This is a genomic window from Tunturibacter gelidoferens (genome assembly GCF_040358255.1).
In the GTDB taxonomy this organism is placed as follows: Bacteria; Acidobacteriota; Terriglobia; order Terriglobales; family Acidobacteriaceae; genus Edaphobacter; species Edaphobacter gelidiferens.
The window spans coordinates 1,404,565-1,424,472 of sequence record NZ_CP132938.1 but is presented as its reverse complement, the minus strand read 5'-3'; the positions used below and the strand labels follow the sequence as shown (position 1 = coordinate 1,424,472).

Below are 19,908 nucleotides of genomic sequence, written 5' to 3'. Positions count from 1 at the left end.
ACCTTGTCAAGCCCCGAAACATGAAAACCCCGCGTCAATCCAGCACATTCGCGTAGCGTATTAGTTACGTGGACTCCGCTATAATGAATACAGAAGATTAGAGAAGCCTCGGCCACCCGCCGGGGCTTTTCTTCTTAAAACACCGCGAACCGAACGACGTTTCGTCTTCCTCGTGGCTAAGTCCAATGACTGGACGTATTTAGCCGTAAGCCTTTTGGAATGACTAATTTGCCAAAATCAGTTTTCAGCAAGTTATTCATAATAAGATACTTACACGCAAGATCTAGTGGGGGGTACCCCCTGGGAAAGGAGTGAACAATGCAGACCCATCACAGCCCGGACTCAACCCCGTGCTCCACAGGCATCGGTATCTCGAGGCGCTCACTGAAACCGACCTGACCGAGTGCGAAAAGATCCCACTCTCGCCACCATCGACGACTTCATCTTGGCCGGGCCCTTCGCGAAGCCGCGACGGACATAGCCATCAACTTCGAGTGCGCGCGTACCACCACCTCAAAAGTGGGGCCTTCTTAGCATCCCAACAGGTCTATACGGATCGAACGACCCGAACTAGATTACTTCCTAGGAGGTCAAACACTATGAACACGAGTCACCTCATCGAAGAGCCAGACGAAACAACCGACGCCATGCGTTCGCAAGCCCGAATGTTTGGTCTACATCAGCTGATCGGAGAGCTTCTCATGAAGAACCAACTCCTCAGAGAACGTTTGCACAATCAGGAGTTACCGTTCTCCGGACTAATCGCCGACTAGTCCACGCACCCGACTGCAGAGAGCTACAGGCCGAGGGCCTCATTGACATCCCGCACCAGGTTCCGCAAGTAGCTCCGCTTGTTCAGCAGTACCACCATCGCATCCTTGGCCCGAGTCTTCGCCACCTCATCCCCGGCGTCCACCCCGAAGTCCCAAACCGACCACAGCTCCTCCAACTCCGCCTGCGTCTCCACCATCTTCGCGTCGAAGGTGTCCTTCGCTGTCATCAGATCGCGCCGCAACTCCGGCTCATCCTCGCCCATCTGGTTGGCCGCCCGCATCTCCTGCAACTGCATGTTCAGCTCGAAGACTTCTTCCAGCAACTCAGGAGGAACAATCTGCTTCTTCTGCTCGCCCGATGCCCGCGCCGCATCAGTCGCCGCCTTCGACTGCTCCTCCAACTCCACACCCTCAAGCGTCAGCAGATACTGCGTCCGCGAGATCGGGTCTTTCAGAGTCCGGTAAGCATCGTTCAGCAGCGAACTCTGCGCCAGCGCCGCCTCCTGCTCCGCCACCGGCTTCGAAGCAAACCGATCCGGGTGCAGCTTGCGGCTCAGCACATAAAACCGCTTCTCCAACGCCACAACATCCAGCGCCAGCTTCCGCGGAAGGTCGAAGAAGGAAAAATAATCCATCTACGCCGTAAAGCTCGACCCGCACCCACAGCTCTTGGTCGAATTCGGATTGATGAAGTTGAACCCCTGACGCATCAGTGTCTCTTCAAAGTCCAGCACCATCCCGTGCAGATAAATAAAGCTCTTCGGATCGACAAAGATCCGTATCGCCGCACCGTCCGTAGGATCGCCGGCAGTTGCCAGCCCCTCACCAAACGCATACACACGATCCCGCTCCCGAGGCTGCGTATCGAAGCGAATGTTGTAGCTCAGACCCGAGCAGCCGCCACCCTGAATCCCGACCCGCAGCCCGCCCTGCTCCGGCGACACACCTTCCTTGGCCATCGCAACACGGATTCGCTTCAGCGCCTTTTCAGTAATCTGAATGCCCTTCTGGCCCGGCTCCTGCCCCTGCGCAGTCAGCACATTCATCCCCGCCAGCGCATTCTTCGGCTGACCGGATGCAGCAGCCTGCTGGGCCGCCTCCATCTCCGCCGCGGTCTGTAGTGTCACCATCGCCATATCGCCGTCCTTGCTGCTACTCACTACCAACAGAACACGGTAACGACGCGACTGAAAAATGCGCCGCTACCGTGGTCTCAACCCTGTACCATCGCTCAAAATTTAGTGAGCAACAGCAACCGCTGCCGTCTCGGCAACCTTGTTCTTCTTCTTCCAGTCGCCGATCGCCGCGCGGATCGCGTCTTCCGCCAGCACCGAGCAGTGAATCTTCACCGGAGGAAGCGCAAGCTCCTTCACAATGTCCGTGTTCGAGATCGCCAGCGCCTCGTCGATCGTCTTGCCCTTCACCCACTCCGTCGCGAGCGAGGAAGAAGCAATCGCCGAACCGCAGCCGAAGGTCTTGAACTTGGCATCTTCGATCACGTTCGTCTCGGGATTCACGCGAATCTGCAGACGCATCACGTCCCCGCACTCCGGCGCGCCTACCAGCCCGGTGCCAACCTCGGCAGCGGTCTTGTCCAGCGTGCCAACGTTTCGTGGATGATTGTAGTGGTCTACTACCTTATCGCTATATGCCATCTTGTTCTCCTGTCTCTCACTTATTCCAAATTCCAAAACTCTAAACTGTGAATGCCGCCAGACTAGTGCGCAGCCCATTCGATCTTCGTTAGGTCAATGCCTTCCTTCACCATCTCATAGAGCGGCGAAAGCTCTCGCAGCTTCGAAACCACATTGATCACCTTGTCCGAAACGTAGTCGACTTCAGCCTTCGTATTGAACCGGCCAAAACCAAACCGGATCGAACTGTGCGCCACATCGTCGCCCAAACCCAAAGCCTTCAATACATAAGATGGCTCAAGTGTCGCCGAGGTGCAGGCCGAGCCCGAAGAAACTGCAATATCGTTGATTCCCATTAAAAGACTCTCGCCCTCGACGTAGACAAAGCTCATATTCAGGTTCCCCGGCAGATGATGGTCCATGTTGCCGTTCACGTGTACATAGTCCAGTGCCTTCTCGAATTTGGCCTTCATGTAGTCGCGCAGTTCCTTCTCGCGCTTCGCCTCGGCCTCCATCTCCTGGCCGGCAATCTCACAAGCCGCGCCCAGCCCGACGATACCCGGCACATTGAGCGTACCTGACCGCATTCCCCGTTCATGGCCGCCACCATTGATCTGTTCCGAGATTTGCACTCGAGGATTGCGACGACGAACGTACAGCGCGCCAACACCCTTCGGCCCATAGATCTTATGTCCCGAAAGCGAGAGCACATCGATATTGTCCTTCTGCACATCCACCGGAATCTTGCCCACAGCCTGTACCGCGTCGGTGTGGAAGATCACGCCCTTCTCATGGCACAGCTTGCCGATCTCAGCGATGGGCTGAATCACGCCAATCTCGTTGTTCGCGTACATGATCGAAACCAGGATCGTCTTGTCGTCGATCGCACGCTTCAGATCCTCCAAATCGATCAGACCATCCGCCTGCACCGGCAGGTAGGTCACGCGATAGCCCTGCTTCTCGAGCTTCTTGCACGTATCTAGAACAGCCTTGTGCTCGGTCACCTGCGTCACAATGTGGTTGCCGCGCTCGCGATACATCTCGGCGATTCCCTTAAGGGCAAGGTTGTTCGACTCAGTCGCACCACTGGTGAAGATAATCTCCTTCGCGGTCGCGCCAATCAACTTGGCGATTTGCTCACGAGCCTTTTCAACGGCCTGCTCCGCCTCCCAGCCAAACACATGGTTGCGGCTCGCTGCGTTACCAAACACCTTGCCAAAGTATGGCAGCATCGCATCCAAAACCCGCGGGTCCATCGGTGTCGTCGCGTGGTTGTCCATGTAGATCGGCAGCGTAACGCCGGCCGGCAATGATGCTGAGGACTCACTGATCACTACGCCGTTGTTGCTCATCTCGTTGCTCATCGTATCTCCCAAACTCGTGTCTCTAACTCTTCTACTAATCTCAAACTCTGCGCGCCGTCAGTCAGCCGTGGCTAAACCGCAATGCTTACCAGACCCCCGCCCACCGGGGCGCCCGATCCAACTTGTTCCGCATCCCCGGCTTCGATCAGGTCAGAGATACGTAGTCCATTCAGCAGATCCTTGATGCTGTCGTTCACCTTGCGCAATGGTTCTTTGATGGTGCAATGCCCTGCCAGGTCGCAGGTCCCGTGAATCGTAATGCAACTTGTAATGAAAAGCGGCCCATCGATCGCCCGGATCACCTCAAACGCCGTGATCTCCATTGCGCTTCGCGACAGTGCATAGCCGCCGTTAGTTCCTGCGTGCGAAACGAGAAGTCCAGCCTTCGCTAAAGTCTGTAGAATCTTCGCCAACAGCTGAGGAGGAATGTGATAAGCCTCAGCGATATCCTTTGCGCTGTGCGCACTGCCGTCTGTCTGCTCCGCCAGATACTTCAGAGCCATCAGACCATAATCGGCTTTTTTGGTCAGACGCAGCATGTCGGCTTTGAGCTCCCGCTCCCTGAAAATTGACGCAAATCAGACAATTCCAGTCCTAGATAGTGTACGTCCAAAATTCGGTGCGTGCAACAGGGAGGCAGAGCCCTCGATATTCAGACTCTATCCAAAATTTATCATCAGACAAAGTCCAGAATCCAGGTTGACAAGGGGTCTGCGGACGCGCAAAATCCATACCATTCACATTTTTTCTCCCCAAATGACTGCCATCTGCAAACATCCCATTGTCAAAATAGTCGCCCGCGAGGAAGACGCTGAATTTGTTGAGTGTCAAAAGTGCGGAGAAGTCTTCGATTCGGCCGAGTACAGCGATATCGCCATCGAAGAAAAGACCGCCCTAGCCGAGATCCCTTCCGACGACTAAACGACGGTCTGCTCCGGCGGAGAACTCATTCTGCGAAGCACAATCCATGCATATTGCGCTGCAGAGAGCGGTGCCAGCACAGCGATCGCGCGCACCAGAATATCCCGCAGCGTCGCAAGTTGTTGCGACACAAACAGCTTCTGACATATCACCGCAATCAAAGCAACGATCTGCACAAACGTGTTCAGCTTTCCAAATACGCTGGGCCTGAAGTCCCGCAGCGTTCCCGTCACAAACAGCAGCGTTGCTATCAACAGAATTCCCACATCGCGACTGAAGACCAGAACCGTTACGTACAGCGGAATCAGCCCAACATGCGTCAGCACCACAAAGAGCGAACTCAACAGGAGCTTATCAGCAATCGGGTCGAGATACTGTCCCAGCGTAGTCTTCTGACTAAGCCACCGCGCCAGTAAACCATCCAACGCATCGCTGATCCCCGCAAGCATGAACAACCCAAACGCGACGCCGTAGTGCCCATCCAGAATCTCAATCAAAAGGAAGGGGATAATAAAGAGCCGCATCAGCGTAAGCAGGTTCGGTGCGGCGCGAAATTGGCTCAGGAAGGGCACGTTGCGGGGTCAATCCATCCTATCCCAACCCCGCGAAGGTTGCCCCAACGCAGATCTCCGTTTAGACTGGGAAGACGCACAGGCGCGTAGCTCAGTTGGTTAGAGCGCTACCTTGACACGGTAGAGGTCAGGAGTTCGAGTCTCCTCGTGCCTACCATCCCTTCCAAAATCCAGCCCCTCGCACCTGGTCATTGTGTCGCCGAGATCATCGGCAGCCCGGTCACGGGCCAATGCTCCACCAGAGCTTCGCCATTGGTCTCGATCCCCACTCCCGCCGCACTCCCGGCAACGACCCTGCCATTCCATCCATCCGCAACCACCAGCGCGCCCTCGCCCTTCAGATCCGCCGTCGCCGCCTCAATTGTGATCGTCTTGCTCTCATTCGGCAGCAAAGACACATAGTTATCGCTGTAGTACACCGGCAGCACTCGCTCGCCGGAACGCTTCCGCCGCAACTGAAGATGTGTCATCAGCGCAACTTCCTTATCCGGATTATGCAGCGTCACCGTGATCAAGCTCCTTCCGTCAGCATCGCTACGGCTCACCTTCGCATCCAGCGCGATCGTAGAAAGACTATCAAGCGCCTTCAGATCGTCCTGATGTTCAGGCAGCGCACGCCAATAGAAGTTATCCGAAACCAGCTTTCCCGCCGCATCACGTAGCTCAAGCTTCACAAAGTGAACCGTCGAAAGATCCGCGGGCCACGCCACAGATCCAAGCGTAGTCGCCAGGCTCGGGGAAGCAGTCACATCGAAATCGTGTTCATACTTGACCGCTCCATCAAGGTTGTAGATCGCCAGATGAGCATGCGCTCCCTCCAAGGTAGTATTCAGGTTATTGATGACCTGGACCTCTCCGTTCGATTCATTCAGCTGAATATGAACCGGCTCGGCTGCCTTCTTCACCGCGAACAAAGCCGAGTTCGGTTCGAGGTCGTGATGATAGATCTGCCACACGAAACTTGGCTGCGCAGGATTACTCATCCACGTAATCACACCCGTCGTCGGATGAAACAGCTTCGCATTGCGTCCCTCATACATCGCGCGGAACGCCTCGTAATTCGCCAGCTGCGACTTCCGCACAAAGTCCGCAAGGTTCGCCACCTTGCCATACCGATCCGCAATCATCGCGGGATATTTGTCGCCATCAGCCGCGCCCTTGGCAAAGTCATGCTCCGCCCAGTCGTCGTTGATCGTCTCCCAATCCTTCTCCGGCATCATGCCGTGAATCGACTCCAGCGTCGGCACCGAGACACTTCCAATCTCCGTCTTGAACGCCTCGTCATAGACATAAAACTCACGTGGCGTCCTCCAGTGATATGGCCCATGCGAATTGACGCCGCGCCCATCTGCCGAGTTCGCCTGATACAGCCGGGTCGGTTCCAACTCAGTCATCAAAACGCGCAGCGCATCGTCGATCTTCTTCGGCGGATACCCCTCATTGCGAGCACACCACAAAACAATCGCAGCATGATTCCGAAACCGCAGAATCTTGTCGCGCACATTCGCCATGTACGTATCGAAGTCATCCGGATCAGGCCCATCAGAGGGATTCGGCTGGAAAAACTCATCCCACACCAGGATTCCGTACTTGTCGCACAGCTCATAAAAGTCTTCGCTCGTACTCTGTCCCACCCAGTTGCGAATCATGTTCATGTTCGCGATCTGATGCATCCGAATCTGCGCCTCCAGCCGCTCCCGCGGATTGCGCTTCATCGCTTCATCCAATCCCCAGTTCCCTCCGCGAATAAACACTCGAACCCCATTCACCGAGATCGTCAGGTTCTCCGAGTCAGGCACTGCATACGTAAACTTGCGAACACCAAAGCTCACATCTTTGTCGTCCGACGTCTTTCCATCCACCTCAAAACTCAAATGCAGCTTGTAAAGATTCTGCGGCCCATAGCCATTCGGCCACCAAAGCTTCGGATTCGCCACATGCATCGCCGGCGTGTTCTTCGAATCGACCGTAACCGTCTGCGAACTATGCGCCGCCACCTCGACGCTCTGTTCGAACGTGACATCTCCAAAGGTTCCTTTCAACACGCCCTTCTGCGGTGCATCCGTCACATTCTCCACCCGCGCCTGCACCGAGACATCTGCCGCATCAGTCTTGGGCAAAGGAAGATCGGTCGTGACCAGTGGATCTTTAATCACCACAGGCCCACTCGCCGAGAGAAAAACCTTCTGCCAGATTCCAGTGTCACGATCCCGAATCGCAGGAATCCAGTCCCAGCCAATCGTCGACAGAAAAGTCGGCCCATCAATCGCGGTAATTCCACCGTTCCTGCCGACGCCATCGCGAATCGTGTGTTCATGCGGATCTCCGGGATGAGGCTGCGGCGACACCAGCACAGCCAGGACCGCCTTCTTCCCCGGCTTTGCCTCTGCTGAGATATCGAAGATCCCCCGCTTGAACGCGCCCTTCATCGTGCCCACCTGCGTCCCGTTGACCCACACCTGGGCGGAGAAATTAATCCCCTCCAGGTTCAACCACACATGCTTCCCGGCGTACGTCTCCGGCACCTCGAAGACCGTACGATACCAGTACGGCGTACGCGCAAGGCTATCGGGAATCTTGTCGGGCCGATTATTCTCCCCATACAAAGGCTCTGGGTAAGCACCTGCATTCACCAGGCTCGTCAACACCGTCCCCGGTACCGTCGCGGAGTACCAACTCTGCGGTTTAAAGTTTGTCGAAGCGATCGCATCCCCGGCCTGCGTCACCTTCGCCGCATCCTGCAGCTGCCAGCCAGCTGAGAGCGTTACAGATTGAGGAAGAGTCGAACTAGCTGCCAAAGCCACAGGACCCAATCCCATCAAACCTGCAGCAAATAACAGCATCAATGCCGATCCCCAAACTCTCATTTGCATTCAACCCGCACCTTTGATCGTTAGACCACAGAGATTTGCAGCGCGAAAATCGACACCGCGCCAGACATAGAAACCCTACACGATCATCAGGCAAAGGTCACACCTTTAGCCTCATCGTTGAATCGTTGTCTCTGCCTTCGACAGCTTCTCTGAAACCTGTGCCGGCGTAGGCAACTGCGAGCGGTCCCATCCTCCACCCAGCGCCTCAATCAATTGCACCGAAGCCGTCATCTCCTGCACTCGCACAGTCGCGACCGACTGCCGATCCGTCAGCAACGTCGTCTGCGCCGTCACCACATTCACGTACGGATCGATGCCCGTCTGGTACCGCGCGGTCTCGAGCGTCACAAACTCCTCCGCCGACTTCACCGCTTCCTGCTGCTGTATCTGCTGCTGCGAAAGAATTCGCACCGAAGAAAGCGCATCCTCTACCTGCTGAAACCCCGTAAGCACTGTTTGCCGATAGCTCGCGACATCAGCGTTATAGACCTCTCTAAACTGATTCACCGTAGCCCTCCTCAGCCCCGCATCGAAGACCGTCTCGCTTACCGTCGGCCCGATCGACCAAAACCGGCTCGGCCAGTCAAACAGATGTTTGAAGGTAGAGCTCTCGAACCCACCGGACGCGCTCAGCGTCAGATTGGGATAGTACGCCGCAGTCGCGATGCCAATCTGTGCGTTCGCCGCCGCCATGTTTCGCTCCGCAGCGGCAATATCCGGCCGCCTCTCCAGCAACGCCGACGGCAACCCGATCGGTATGGGCGGCGGAACTACACTCATAGCCTTCACAGGAATAGAAAAGGCAGACGCATTCGCTCCTACCAGCAGCCCAATGGCATGTTCATATTGAGCGCGCCCCACGCCGAGGTTGATCGCCTGCGACTGCACATTCTGGAGCGTGTTCTGCGCCTCCACCACCGAAATCCGGTCGCCAACGCCAGTCTCGTATTGCGCCTGCGTCAACTCCAGTGCCTTCTTGTCCGCCTCCACCGTGTCGTTCAGAATAGCCTGCAAAGCATCCTGACCTCTGATCTCAAAAAAGAATGTAGCAAGACTCGCCTGTTCGGTCAGCTTCTCGTTTTCAAGATCGGCCGCGCTCAACTGCGCGTTGTACTGCTGTTCGTGAATCGTACTGCGGACCCTACCCCAAAGATCGGGCTCCCACGAAACCGAAAGCGGCAAGGTGCCAATGGAGCTCGTTGCGCCCGTATTGGCTTGGGAAGAACGCCCCAGATTCGCGGAAGACTTGGAACGGGAATACGAAGGTCCCACAGAAGCAGTCGGATAGAGTTGCGAACGCGCCTGCGCGATAAGAGTCCGCGCCTCCATGAAGTTCGCAAAAAACTGCTTGATGTTCTGATTGTCGATGTTCAATCGCTCTTCCAGCGCATTCAACTCGGGATCGCTGTAAATCTCCCACCACTTCCCATGCAGCATCGCATCCTGCGGCTGCGCCACCTTCCAGCCATCGGTATCCTGAAACTGCGTCGGCGACTCCTTGTATGTCGCAGGTGGCGCCTGCGCAACTGCCGGAGGCGTGTGGTACTTAGGCCCCACCATGCAGCCGGTCAACAGAAGCGCCGTGAGTGCCGGGCAAATCGCGAGGGTAAATCGAAGGTTCGTCATAGAGTTACACATCCAAATCTACTCCGCAGCAACGGCAGGCGTGCCGCCCCCGGGGTTGAAAGTATCGCGCTTACGACCCAACGCGCGCAGCCGCAGGCGATCCAGCATGAGATAGACGACAGGGGTGGTATAAAGCGTAAGCATCTGACTCACGATCAAGCCACCGACAATGGTGATGCCCAGCGGCCGGCGAAGCTCCGACCCAGTGCCCGTACCAAACGCCAGCGGCAACGCCCCAAACAACGCAGCCATCGTCGTCATCAGAATAGGTCGAAAACGCAGCATGCACGCCTCAAAGATCGCATCTTCGGTGTTCATGCCGCCCTCGCGCTCCGCCTGTAAAGCAAAATCGATCATCATAATCGCGTTCTTCTTCACGATGCCGATCAGCAAAACTATTCCAATAATCGAGATGACATTCAAATCCACTTTGAAGAGCAACAGCGCAAGCATCGCTCCAACACTCGCCGAAGGCAGCGTCGAAAGAATCGTCAACGGATGCACCAGACTCTCGTACAAAACTCCGAGCACGATATAAACCGCAAGCAGAGCAGTCAAAATCAGCAGAGGCTCGGTGCCCAGAGACTGCTGGTATGCCAGCAGAGTTCCCGCAAAAAATCCGTGCACCGAGGTCGGCGTCCCCAGACGCTGTTGCATCTCCGCGATCTCAAGCGTCGCATCGCTCAAAGACATCCCGGGAGCTAAATTGAACGATACCGTCACCGACGGAAACAGCCCCGTGTGATTCAGCGACAATGGAGTCGTATTGGTCGCAGCTGTCGCCATCGTAAACAAGGGGACATTGCCACTGGCCGTCGTACTGCTGGTGCCCGCCGGATGAAAATAAATATTCTTCAATCCCTCCGGCGTCTGCCAGTACTCCGGCGCAACCTCCAGCACAACGTAATACTGATTCAACTGCGTATAAATAATCGAAACTTCCGATTGCCCGAACGCGCTGTACAACCCCTGATCCAGCGACTGTGCCGTCTGCCCCAGCTTTGCCGCGGTCACTCGGTCGTAGGTCAGCAGCTGATCCAGTCCGCCATTCTGCTGATCCGAGCTCACATCCTGAAAACCAGGCAGATGCATCATCGCCGCAAGCAGCTTCGGACCCCACGTCGAAAGATCTGTAACGTTATCGGCCTGAATCGTGTATTGATACAGCGCGTTGCTCGAACGTCCGCCGATACGAAGATCCTGTGACGCCTGCAGAAACGCTGAGGCCCCCGTCACACGATTCAACTTCGGACGCAGCCGGTTGATAATCTCCGGCGCCCCGATCTTGCGAACGCTCAGCGGCTTCAGCGTCACAAACATATTCCCTGTATTCGTGGCCCCGCCTCCACCGGTAAAGCCGATCACATTCTGAACCGCCGGGTCATCCTTCACAATATGTGCAACTTCCTGAATCGCAGTATTCATCGAAGCGAACGAAGCATCCTGCGGCCCCCGAATCGCTCCCGCCAGCGAACCAGTATCCTGTTGCGGAAAAAATCCCTTCGGAATCTTGATCACCAGCGCCACATTCAAAGCGATCGTCAGGAGCAAAACAGTCAGTGTCAGCACAGGATTTTCCAGAACCCAATGCAGGCTCCGCCGATAGATCGAGAGTACCCAGTCGAAAAACCTCTCCGACGCCATATACACCCGGCCATGCTTCTTCCCATGTTCGTTCCGCAGCAGATAAGCGCACATCATCGGCGTCGTTGTCAGTGAGATCAGCATCGACACAAAGATCGCAGTCGATAGTGTCACTGCAAACTCGCGAAACAGTCTTCCCACAATCCCACCCATCAACAGTAGCGGAATAAAAACCGCAACCAGCGATATGCTGATCGACACAACCGTAAAACCAATCTCCTGCGCTCCCTTCAGTGCGGCGGCGAACGGAGCCATACCATTCTCGAGATGCCGCGTGATGTTCTCCATCACGACGATCGCGTCGTCCACCACAAACCCGGTCGAGATCGTCAGCGCCATCAGAGAAAGGTTGTCGATGCTGTAGCCGAACATGTACATCACGGCAAAGGTTCCGATCAACGAAACCGGAACCGCCACCGCGGGAATCAGCGTCGCCCTTCCATTACGCAGGAAGAGGAACACGACCACGATCACCAACGCGATAGAGAGCAACAAGGTGCGTTCAACATCACTCACCGACGCACGGATCGTCGTCGTGCGATCCAGCACAATCGTCGTATCGATCCCCTTCGGAATCGAAGCCTCCACCGATGGCAGCTCAGTCCGAATACGATCCACCGTGTCAATAATGTTGGCTCCGGGCTGTCGGAAGATAATCAGCATCACAGCCCGCTTGCCGTTCAGATATCCTGCCGCACGCACGTTCTGCGTCGAATCGACCACATCCGCCACATCCGACAACCGCACCGCCGACCCGTTATTGTAACCAATGATGATCGGCTTATAGTCCTCCGCATGCGATATCTGATCGTTCGCAATAATGTCCGCCGAGACATCCCCATTCGTGATCTGACCCTTCGCCAAATTCGAATTCTGCAGACTTACCACCGACTGCACATTCGCCATCGTCATCCCAAAGCTCGCAAGCTTCGTCGGATTCACCTCCACGCGAACCGAAGGCAGCGCACCCCCACCCGGATTGACTTGCCCAACCCCTTGAATCTGCGAAAGCTTTTGCTGCACCACTGTCGAAGCTTCGTCGTAGAGTTTGTCCGGTCCATATTTATCCGATGTCAAACCGATGATCATAATCGGCGCGTCGGCCGGATTCACTTTGCGATAGGTCGGATTCCCCGGAAGATTCGCCGGAAGATAGGTTCTCGCCGCATTGATCGCGGCCTCAACGTCACGCGCAGCGCCATCGATATTCCGGCTCAGGTCAAACTGAATCGTCACCGACGTCGACCCCAGGCTGCTCGTCGACGTCATCTCCGTCACGCCGGCAATGTGCCCAAACTGCCGCTCCAGCGGAGTCGCCACCGACGACGCCATAATTTCTGCGCTGCCACCCGGCAGACTCGCACCCACCGAGATCGTCGGAAAATCCACCTGTGGAAGCGGAGACACCGGAAGCACCTGAAACGCAATGGCTCCGGCAATCGCGATCGCGATCGTAAGCAGCGTCGTCGCTACAGGCCGATGAATAAAAGGTGCAGAGATGTTCATGGCTGCTCCGCCGGCTCTAATTCTCCTCCACCCTCCTCCGCCTTCTTCGACCTTCTCGAAAATCGATGCGAAAGATTGTCGAAGAAGATGTAGATAACGGGCGTCGTATAAAGCGTCAGCACCTGGCTCACCAGCAGACCACCCACCATGGCGATTCCAAGCGGCCTGCGCAACTCCGAGCCGATACCATGACCAAACGCCAACGGCAGACCACCCAGCAACGCGGCCATCGTTGTCATCATGATCGGACGGAAGCGTAGCAGGCACGCCTCATAGATCGCATCGGTGGAGCTCAGCCCCCGATGGCGCTCTGCATCGAGCGCAAAATCGACCATCATAATTCCGTTCTTCTTAACGATGCCGATCAGCAGAACCAGACCGATGATCGCCACAACACTTAGATCCTGATGGAAAAGAATCAGAGAAAGAAACGCGCCCACACCCGCCGAAGGCAGCGTCGAAAGAATCGTAACCGGATGAATGAAGCTCTCGTACAGAACGCCGAGAACGATATACACCGTCACCAGGGCAGCAAGAATCAGCAGCGGCATTCCCGAGAGCGAGTTCCGAAATGATGCCGCGGTCCCTTGAAAATCGGCCTGCAGGCTCGCCGGCATGTGCATATCCTTCTGCACCTTCGTGATCTCCGAGATCGCGCCTCCCAGCGCCGCATTCGGCGCAAGATTGAAAGAGACCGTAATCGCCGGGAACTGGCCTTGGTGAGTAATCGAAAGCGCCTCAGTCGTCGTCTCGAAGTGCGAGAACGCGCTGAACGGAACTGCATTATTGAAGGCGGAACTTGTCGTCCCCGCCGAAGTCGCCCCCTTGCTCGAGGTTGAATTCACAGTGCTCGAAGTCAGTGCATTGATCGGGGGAGTCAACGTATTCGCTGAAGCAGTAAACAACACCGAGCTGGTCAGCGCATTCGATCCCGCCGAACTAGAGCCATTGCCCGAGGAGGAAGTTGCCGCCGCTCCCGTGGTACCTGACGCCGACCCGGACCGAATATAGAGATGATTCAACTTGTTCGGATCAATCTGAAACTGAGGCTCCGCCTCGAGAATCACGTGATACTGATTCAACTGCGTGTACATCGTATTGATCTGCCGCTGGCCAAATGCATCGTAAAGCGTGTTATCGATCGTCGTCGGCGCCACACCGAGCCGCGACGCAGTCGCCCGATCGATCACCAGCGACACCGCCAACCCGCCCAGCTGCTGGTCCGTTGCAACATCTTCCAGCTCCGGCAGCTGCTTCAGGCGAGTTACAAATCGGGCCGTCCAATCGTTCAGCTCGTTCTGATCCGGATCCTCCAGCGTGTACTGGTACTGTGTGCGGCTCACCCGATCATCGACCGTAATGTTCTGCACCGGCTGCATGTAGATCTGGATATCCTGCACATCCTTCAACTTCGACTGGAGCCGCCGAATCACATCAGACGCATTCAGGTCACGATCTTCAAGCGGCTTCAGGTTGATCGACATCCTGCCACTGTTCGTAGTGATATTCGTTCCATCGGCGCCAATAAAAGAGGACAGGCTCTCGACGGCGGGATCCTGCAGGATCACCTTCGCCACCTCCTGTTGCTTGGCCGCCATCGCCTTCGACCCGATTGTCTGCGGGGCCTGTGTGATTCCCTGAATCACGCCCGTATCCTGCACAGGAAAAAATCCCTTGGGAATAATGATGTACAGAAAGATGGTCAGCATCAGTGTCGCAAGAGCAACCAGCAGCGTAATCGTCTGGTAGCGAAGCACAACCTTCAACGTCCGCCCGTAGAACGCAATCATCCGTTCGAAGACATGTTCTGAAGCTCTATAAAAACGTCCCTGCTGCGCTTCAGGATTGTGTTTCAAAATGCGCGAAGCCATCATCGGCGTCAACGTCAGCGAAACCACCGCAGACACGACGATCGTAACCGCCAGCGTCACCGCGAACTCGCGGAACAGACGGCCGACAACATCTCCCATGAACAAGAGTGGAATCAGTACCGCGATCAAAGAGACCGTCAGCGAAAGAATCGTAAAACCGATCTGCTCTGCGCCCTTCAGCGCCGCCTCCATCGGCGTATCGCCCTCTTCCAGATAGCGTGAGATGTTCTCCACCATCACGATCGCGTCATCGACAACAAATCCAGTCGAGATCGTCAGCGCCATCAGCGACAGGTTATCCAGGCTGTAGCCAAGCGCGTACATCGCCGCAAAGGTTCCAATCAGCGACAGCGGCACCGCAACACTCGGAATGATCGTTGCATACAGGTTTCGCAGGAACAGGAAGATGACCAGCACAACCAGCCCGATGGTCAACATCAATTCAAACTCAACATCGCTCACAGACGCCTGAATCGGCGTCGTCAGGTCGGTAAGCGTCGTCACCTCGATGCCCTTCGGCAGATTGGCCTCAAGCTGAGGCAGCAACTTCTTAATGCTCTCGACTACTTTGATCGTGTTTCCACCCGGCTGGCGTTGCACATTAACGATCACAGCAGGCGTCTGATTCATCCACGCAGCCTGCGTCGTGTTCTCGACGCCATCAAGAATGTGCGCGACGTCGGTCAGCATCACCGGCGCGCCGTTGCGATACGCAACCACCACGCTTCTGTAATCCTTGCTGGTTACAAGCTGATCGTTCGCATCAATCTGATAGTCCTGCCGCGGCCCGTCGAAGTTTCCCTTCGCGGCGTTCACGCTGCTCTGCGTGACCGCCGTACGCAGATCTTCAAGATTGATGCCATACGACGAGAGCGCTGTAGGATTCGCCTGTATCCGCACCGCCGGCTTCTGTCCGCCGCTGATGCTCACCAATCCCACGTCTTTCACCTGCGAGATCTTCGGCGCCAAACGCGTATCGACCAGGTCCTCCACCTGAGAGAGCGGCACCGTCTTCGAAGTAATCGCCAGCGTCAGCACCGGAGCATCCGCGGGATTCGTCTTGCTGTAGATCGGCGGCGCAGGCAGATTCGCCGGCAGAAAGCTCTGCGATGCATTGATCGCCGACTGCACCTCTTCTTCCGCGATATCGATATTCAAACTGAGATTGAACTGCAGCACCACAACCGAAGTCCCGCCCGAGCTGCTCGAGGTCATCTGGCTCAACCCTTGCAACTGACCGAACTGGCGCTCGAGCGGCGCGGTCACCGTCGTCGCAATCACCTGCGGACTAGCGCCCGGATAGAACGTCAGCACCTGAATCGTCGGATAGTCGACCTCAGGCAGCGCCGACACCGGCAGCTGCGTGTAACTCACAATACCGACTAGCAGAATCGCGGCCATCAGCAACGAGGTTGCGACCGGTCGCAGAATAAACGGACGAGATGGACTCAAGGAGCGCTACTCCCAGCCGTTGCTGCGGCAGGAATCGGCTTATTCGACACACTAACCTTCGCATTGTCCTGCAACTTGTCGAAGCTGCTATTCGCCACCACATCCCCGGGATTGATCCCGGTCACCTGGGTGGTATTTCCTTCGATCACCCCCGGCTTCACCGGCCGCATATGCGCCGTATCGTTCTGCAGAACATAAACAAACGACGCCGTCCCGTTATGCTGAATCGCAGACGAAGGAATCAGCGTCGCTTCCTGCAGTGTATTCACCAGCAGCCGCGCATTCACAAACTCATTCGGAAACAGCGACGAGTCCTTGTTCGCAAACGACGCCCTCGCCTTCACTGTCCCTGTCGTCGTATCGATCTGGTTATCCAGCGTCAACAACGTCCCGGTGCCGATCTGTTTCAACGCCGCACGATCATATGCATCGACAGGCAGCTTCGCCTGTTGACGTAGTCTCGGTTGAATCTGCCCCAGGTTATCCTCGGGCACCGTAAAGATCACCGTGATCGGCTGGATCTGCGTAATCACCGCCAGCGTCGTCGTCCCCGAGGCCTGCACCACGTTCCCCGGATCGACCAGCCGCAACCCAACCCTTCCCGAGATAGGTGCGCGGATGTGGCAGTATCCCACCTGGATCTGGTCGAACTTCACCGTCCCTTCGTCATTCTTCACCGTGCCCGCGTCCTGCAGCACGATCTTTTCCTGATCATCCAGCGTCTGCTTCGGAATTGCATTCCTCGACCACGCGTCACGATAGCGGTTGAGATCCATCGTCGCCTGCGCCAAAAGCGCCTGATCGCGTTCCAGCACTCCTTGAGCCTGCAGCAGCGTAGCCTCAAACGGTCGCGGATCGATCTCGATCAGCGGATCGCCCTTTCGAACGACCTGCCCCTCCTTGAAGCGCACCGCCACCACCGGCCCAGTCACCTGACTCGTAATCGAAGCCGTATAAACCGGTGTCACCGTCCCGATCGCATCCAGATACACGCCGATATTGCCTTTCTGCGCGGTAGCCGTCGTCAGCGCCACCGCCCCGCCCCCAGCACCCCGCTTCGGAGCAGCTGTGCTCGTATCCTCGTGATGCCTCAGCACCAGATAGAAACCAATAGCAAATATCAGTAGCAAAACGACCCACACAACAACCCGAAGCAGCTTACTTCGGGACGAGGTCGGAGGAGGGGCCGGAAGTTGATGGTCAGGCCCCACAATGGGGTGCTGTTCTTGCGATTCGGCTGGCAATACGTCTCCCTTGCCACATCAGAGATTTTTTGTTGGACAGAAAATGTGCTGCTGGTCCCTAACCCTATCGACGAATGAGCCCGTACAAAGACTCAACTCAGCTCATACAACCGTCAAGTTGTATACGAGGAACAGCGTAATAAGCAATTGGTCCTCAATGAGATGCCCGCAAAATCCCGGACGATGTCCCAGCCTCCCCCACTACGTCAGGCTTCCATTGAGTCCACCGCCCCCTACATGGTATGATTACGAATCGGCAGACTACCCTTCACCCGGTAGCGGTCAGGAGCTTCCACGCTCCCAGTACCACCCTTCCCCGGCACCGTTTTGAGGCTTCTTTCACTCAGGCGCACGTCCCCGGGAATCTTCTGCGACTCAGGATTGGAGCACTTCGTCATGGCACAAAAATGTGATCTTTGCGGCAAAGGCCCGCAGTTCGGCAACAACATCTCTCACGCCCACAACACCACCCGTCGTCGTTGGAACGTGAACCTCCAGCCCGTCAAAGCCCAGGTCAATGGCGGAAGCAAGCGCATGCGCGTCTGCACCAGCTGCATCAAGACCGGCAAAGTCGTCAAAGGCTAACCGCCTCAAAACCCCTGAAATACAACGCCCCAGCCGCGAACCAGCCGGCTGGGGCTTTTCCTGTTTTCAACCCGTTTACTGCTTCTCAAATCACTGCTTCTCAAATCCCAGCGAAGCGCTGTTGATGCAATACCGCAGCCCCGTAGGCTTCGGTCCATCCGGAAACACATGTCCCAGGTGAGCTCCGCAGGTCGCGCACTGCACCTCGACCCGCCTCATCCCAAGCGAATTGTCTTCGATCGAAACAATCGCATCCGGAGAAACCGGATTCCAGAAGCTGGGCCATCCGCTCCCCGACTCAAACTTCTTATCCGAGGTAAACAGCGGCGCATTGCAAGCCCCGCAGTGATACACCCCGTCTTCATGGTTATTCACCAGCGCGCCAGTAAAAGGACGCTCCGTGCCGCCCTCGCGCATCACATGGAACTGCTCCGGAGTCAGCAGCTCGCGCCACTCCGCCTCCGTCTTGTGCACCTTCTCAACCTTCGTCGTCTCGGCCATCGTTCAGACCTCCTGTCGTCTAGTCATTAGATGCCGGGCCGCCCTTTATGTTTCAGGCGGCACCCTTCACGATCACTTCAATCTCCACCAGCGCATCCTTCGGCAGCCCAGCCACCGCCACCGTCGACCGCGCCGGCGGAACCACGCCCTCAGGCGCCAGGTACTTCGCGTAGACCTCATTCATCGCAGCAAAGTCGCTCATCGTCTTCAGGAAAACGGTCGTCTTCACCACATGACTCAGATCCAGCCCGGCCTGCGCCAACACGGCCTTCACGTTCTCCAGCACCCGAACCGTCTGCTCCGTAATCCCCCCGGCAACCATCTGCCCGGTAGCCGGATCCAGTCCAACCTGTCCCGACGCAAACAACATATCGCCCACCCGCACCGCCTGGGAGTATGGCCCAATCGCCGCCGGTGCCTCTTTCGTAGAAACTGCAGTCTTCGCCTGATCGCTCATAGAGCCTAAGTGTATCTCCTATCAGCGCTGTTGTTAATCAGACACCGGAAACGAACAGACTTGCCACCCGTCAGGAGATGCAACCTCGTGTCAGCCCTTGTGCGAAAAGGCAGCTTGCGCAGAACCGCCAACCGCGCCGGCGAGAGCGCCAAGCACAGCTAAGGATCGTCCACCCAACTTCGCTCCTGTTGCCGCGCCGGTAAGCGCACCGGAAACATCCGAGGCAACGATATAGATCGCCCTCTCATGGCGTCTCCCAAATTCGACGCTGTTCTTCGCAATGCTTATGATCGCAACGGTAACTTCTCCAGCCTTCTCCTTCGCCTCCGCATAGATCTTGTCGATCTTAGCGGCCGTCGTCTCCGGAGCTGAGAAGATCGCGTCGATCGTCTCCCTCAGCATCGCTGCATCCTGCTCTGAGATCACATCAAACTGCTGAAGCAGAGCGACCAGCTTCAGAAGCCCTTCCTTCGTGTGAATATCATTGCCCGCCAGCCCCTCCGAGATCCTCCCCAGCATATCTCCGTGAATCCCTCCGGCATCTCTCGGAGGATAGGCAGGTTTCGGCTCTTGCAACCGCTCCTGCGCCAATGCCGCGGGCATCATGGTTCCAACACCAACAGAGGACACTGCGGTGGCGAACTGTCGCCGGCTGATCTCTTTCGGCTTCATTCTGCTCTCCTTACCAGTTCGTGATCGGATTTGCGGCTGATGCTATCACACGTCAGAAACCCGAAGCACCAGCAAAATCAGCCTCTTCAGGCACACGACGATTGCAGTGGAAACGAAAGTGACACTCTTCTCAGGACTGCAATCTGACTCAAACCCGTCCCGAGCCCGTCTCAACATCGACGTCTCCATATCCGTCTGGTGAGGATTTCGATC

At 56.4% G+C, this 19,908-nt stretch carries 16 protein-coding genes and 1 tRNA gene; 3 read left to right on the top strand and 14 right to left on the bottom strand.

From position 1 onward, the window contains the following. Positions 1–599: 599 nt before the first annotated feature. Positions 600–773 carry a hypothetical protein gene (locus tag RBB81_RS06505; protein ID WP_183790324.1) on the top strand — a complete coding sequence of 58 codons (174 nt, stop codon included), beginning with the start codon at positions 600–602 and terminating at the stop codon, positions 771–773. Between the two features lie 23 nt (positions 774–796). Here the strand turns inward: RBB81_RS06505 and hscB are convergent, their stop codons facing one another. From hscB to RBB81_RS06475, 6 genes are all read right to left on the bottom strand, one after another. Beyond that, positions 797–1,408: a Fe-S protein assembly co-chaperone HscB gene (hscB, locus tag RBB81_RS06500; RefSeq protein ID WP_353073116.1), complete on the bottom strand. Its 612-nt coding sequence runs from the start codon at positions 1,406–1,408 to the stop codon at positions 797–799. Next, a complete protein-coding gene (locus RBB81_RS06495; RefSeq protein ID WP_353073115.1) occupies positions 1,409–1,909 on the bottom strand; it encodes a HesB/IscA family protein in 501 nt (166 codons plus the stop codon). Positions 1,910–2,011: 102 nt separating this feature from the next. Beyond that, on the bottom strand, positions 2,012–2,428 hold the full coding sequence (iscU, locus tag RBB81_RS06490) for a Fe-S cluster assembly scaffold IscU (RefSeq protein WP_353073114.1): 417 nt from the start codon (positions 2,426–2,428) through the stop codon (positions 2,012–2,014). A gap of 62 nt (positions 2,429–2,490) precedes the next feature. Further along, a complete protein-coding gene (locus RBB81_RS06485) occupies positions 2,491–3,759 on the bottom strand; it encodes an IscS subfamily cysteine desulfurase (protein ID WP_353073903.1) in 1,269 nt (422 codons plus the stop codon). A gap of 83 nt (positions 3,760–3,842) precedes the next feature. Then, on the bottom strand, positions 3,843–4,310 hold the full coding sequence (locus RBB81_RS06480; RefSeq protein ID WP_179581190.1) for an RrF2 family transcriptional regulator: 468 nt from the start codon (positions 4,308–4,310) through the stop codon (positions 3,843–3,845). Positions 4,311–4,688: 378 nt separating this feature from the next. Further along, complete coding sequence (locus RBB81_RS06475) at positions 4,689–5,264, bottom strand: CDP-alcohol phosphatidyltransferase family protein (protein ID WP_179581189.1); 576 nt, start codon at positions 5,262–5,264, stop codon at positions 4,689–4,691. A gap of 80 nt (positions 5,265–5,344) precedes the next feature. Here RBB81_RS06475 and RBB81_RS06470 point away from each other — a divergent pair. After that, positions 5,345–5,421, top strand: a tRNA-Val gene (locus RBB81_RS06470). A 31-nt stretch (positions 5,422–5,452) separates the two neighbouring features. Here the strand turns inward: RBB81_RS06470 and RBB81_RS06465 are convergent. From RBB81_RS06465 to RBB81_RS06445, 5 genes are all read right to left on the bottom strand, one after another. Beyond that, the gene (locus RBB81_RS06465) at positions 5,453–8,083 is read right to left on the bottom strand and encodes a glycoside hydrolase family 2 protein (protein WP_353073113.1); all 2,631 of its coding nucleotides are present in this window, start codon (positions 8,081–8,083) and stop codon (positions 5,453–5,455) included. Between the two features lie 165 nt (positions 8,084–8,248). Further along, complete coding sequence (locus RBB81_RS06460) at positions 8,249–9,763, bottom strand: efflux transporter outer membrane subunit (protein WP_353073112.1); 1,515 nt, start codon at positions 9,761–9,763, stop codon at positions 8,249–8,251. An 18-nt stretch (positions 9,764–9,781) separates the two neighbouring features. Continuing rightward, positions 9,782–12,913, bottom strand: coding sequence for an efflux RND transporter permease subunit (locus RBB81_RS06455; protein ID WP_353073111.1), 3,132 nt, complete (start codon positions 12,911–12,913; stop codon positions 9,782–9,784). Then, positions 12,910–16,236 (bottom strand): efflux RND transporter permease subunit, encoded by a 3,327-nt coding sequence (locus RBB81_RS06450; protein WP_353073110.1) that lies wholly within the window; start codon positions 16,234–16,236, stop codon positions 12,910–12,912. Before RBB81_RS06450 ends, RBB81_RS06455 begins: the two co-directional genes overlap by 4 nt. Further along, complete coding sequence (locus tag RBB81_RS06445; protein ID WP_353073109.1) at positions 16,233–17,366, bottom strand: efflux RND transporter periplasmic adaptor subunit; 1,134 nt, start codon at positions 17,364–17,366, stop codon at positions 16,233–16,235. Before RBB81_RS06445 ends, RBB81_RS06450 begins: the two co-directional genes overlap by 4 nt. Before the next feature lie 510 nt (positions 17,367–17,876). Here RBB81_RS06445 and rpmB point away from each other — a divergent pair. Further along, the gene (rpmB, locus tag RBB81_RS06440; RefSeq protein WP_179581183.1) at positions 17,877–18,065 is read left to right on the top strand and encodes a 50S ribosomal protein L28; all 189 of its coding nucleotides are present in this window, start codon (positions 17,877–17,879) and stop codon (positions 18,063–18,065) included. Between the two features lie 90 nt (positions 18,066–18,155). On the opposite strand, the gene msrB is transcribed toward rpmB, so the two are convergent. The 3 genes from msrB to RBB81_RS06425 all read right to left on the bottom strand — a co-directional run bounded on the left by msrB (position 18,156) and on the right by RBB81_RS06425 (position 19,695). Continuing rightward, positions 18,156–18,566 (bottom strand): peptide-methionine (R)-S-oxide reductase MsrB, encoded by a 411-nt coding sequence (gene msrB, locus RBB81_RS06435; RefSeq protein WP_353073108.1) that lies wholly within the window; start codon positions 18,564–18,566, stop codon positions 18,156–18,158. A gap of 52 nt (positions 18,567–18,618) precedes the next feature. Beyond that, positions 18,619–19,023 (bottom strand): RidA family protein, encoded by a 405-nt coding sequence (locus tag RBB81_RS06430; protein WP_179581181.1) that lies wholly within the window; start codon positions 19,021–19,023, stop codon positions 18,619–18,621. A 90-nt stretch (positions 19,024–19,113) separates the two neighbouring features. Then, on the bottom strand, positions 19,114–19,695 hold the full coding sequence (locus tag RBB81_RS06425; protein ID WP_179581180.1) for a hypothetical protein: 582 nt from the start codon (positions 19,693–19,695) through the stop codon (positions 19,114–19,116). Between the last annotated feature and the right edge of the window lie 213 nt (positions 19,696–19,908).

What these genes read in the sequence shown, in the direction of transcription:
- RBB81_RS06430 (WP_179581181.1), bottom strand. Translation starts at nt 19,023, where the DNA reads ATGAGCGATCAGGCGAAGACTGCAGTTTCTACGAAAGAGGCACCGGCG.
- RBB81_RS06465 (WP_353073113.1), bottom strand. Translation starts at nt 8,083, where the DNA reads ATGGGATTGGGTCCTGTGGCTTTGGCAGCTAGTTCGACTCTTCCTCAA.
- RBB81_RS06480 (WP_179581190.1), bottom strand. Translation starts at nt 4,310, where the DNA reads ATGCTGCGTCTGACCAAAAAAGCCGATTATGGTCTGATGGCTCTGAAG.
- RBB81_RS06505 (WP_183790324.1), top strand. Translation starts at nt 600, where the DNA reads ATGAACACGAGTCACCTCATCGAAGAGCCAGACGAAACAACCGACGCC.
- RBB81_RS06485 (WP_353073903.1), bottom strand. Translation starts at nt 3,759, where the DNA reads ATGAGCAACAACGGCGTAGTGATCAGTGAGTCCTCAGCATCATTGCCG.
- RBB81_RS06460 (WP_353073112.1), bottom strand. Translation starts at nt 9,763, where the DNA reads ATGACGAACCTTCGATTTACCCTCGCGATTTGCCCGGCACTCACGGCG.
- rpmB (WP_179581183.1), top strand. Translation starts at nt 17,877, where the DNA reads ATGGCACAAAAATGTGATCTTTGCGGCAAAGGCCCGCAGTTCGGCAAC.
- hscB (WP_353073116.1), bottom strand. Translation starts at nt 1,408, where the DNA reads ATGGATTATTTTTCCTTCTTCGACCTTCCGCGGAAGCTGGCGCTGGAT.
- RBB81_RS06425 (WP_179581180.1), bottom strand. Translation starts at nt 19,695, where the DNA reads ATGAAGCCGAAAGAGATCAGCCGGCGACAGTTCGCCACCGCAGTGTCC.
- msrB (WP_353073108.1), bottom strand. Translation starts at nt 18,566, where the DNA reads ATGGCCGAGACGACGAAGGTTGAGAAGGTGCACAAGACGGAGGCGGAG.
- iscU (WP_353073114.1), bottom strand. Translation starts at nt 2,428, where the DNA reads ATGGCATATAGCGATAAGGTAGTAGACCACTACAATCATCCACGAAAC.
- RBB81_RS06455 (WP_353073111.1), bottom strand. Translation starts at nt 12,913, where the DNA reads ATGAACATCTCTGCACCTTTTATTCATCGGCCTGTAGCGACGACGCTG.
- RBB81_RS06495 (WP_353073115.1), bottom strand. Translation starts at nt 1,909, where the DNA reads ATGGCGATGGTGACACTACAGACCGCGGCGGAGATGGAGGCGGCCCAG.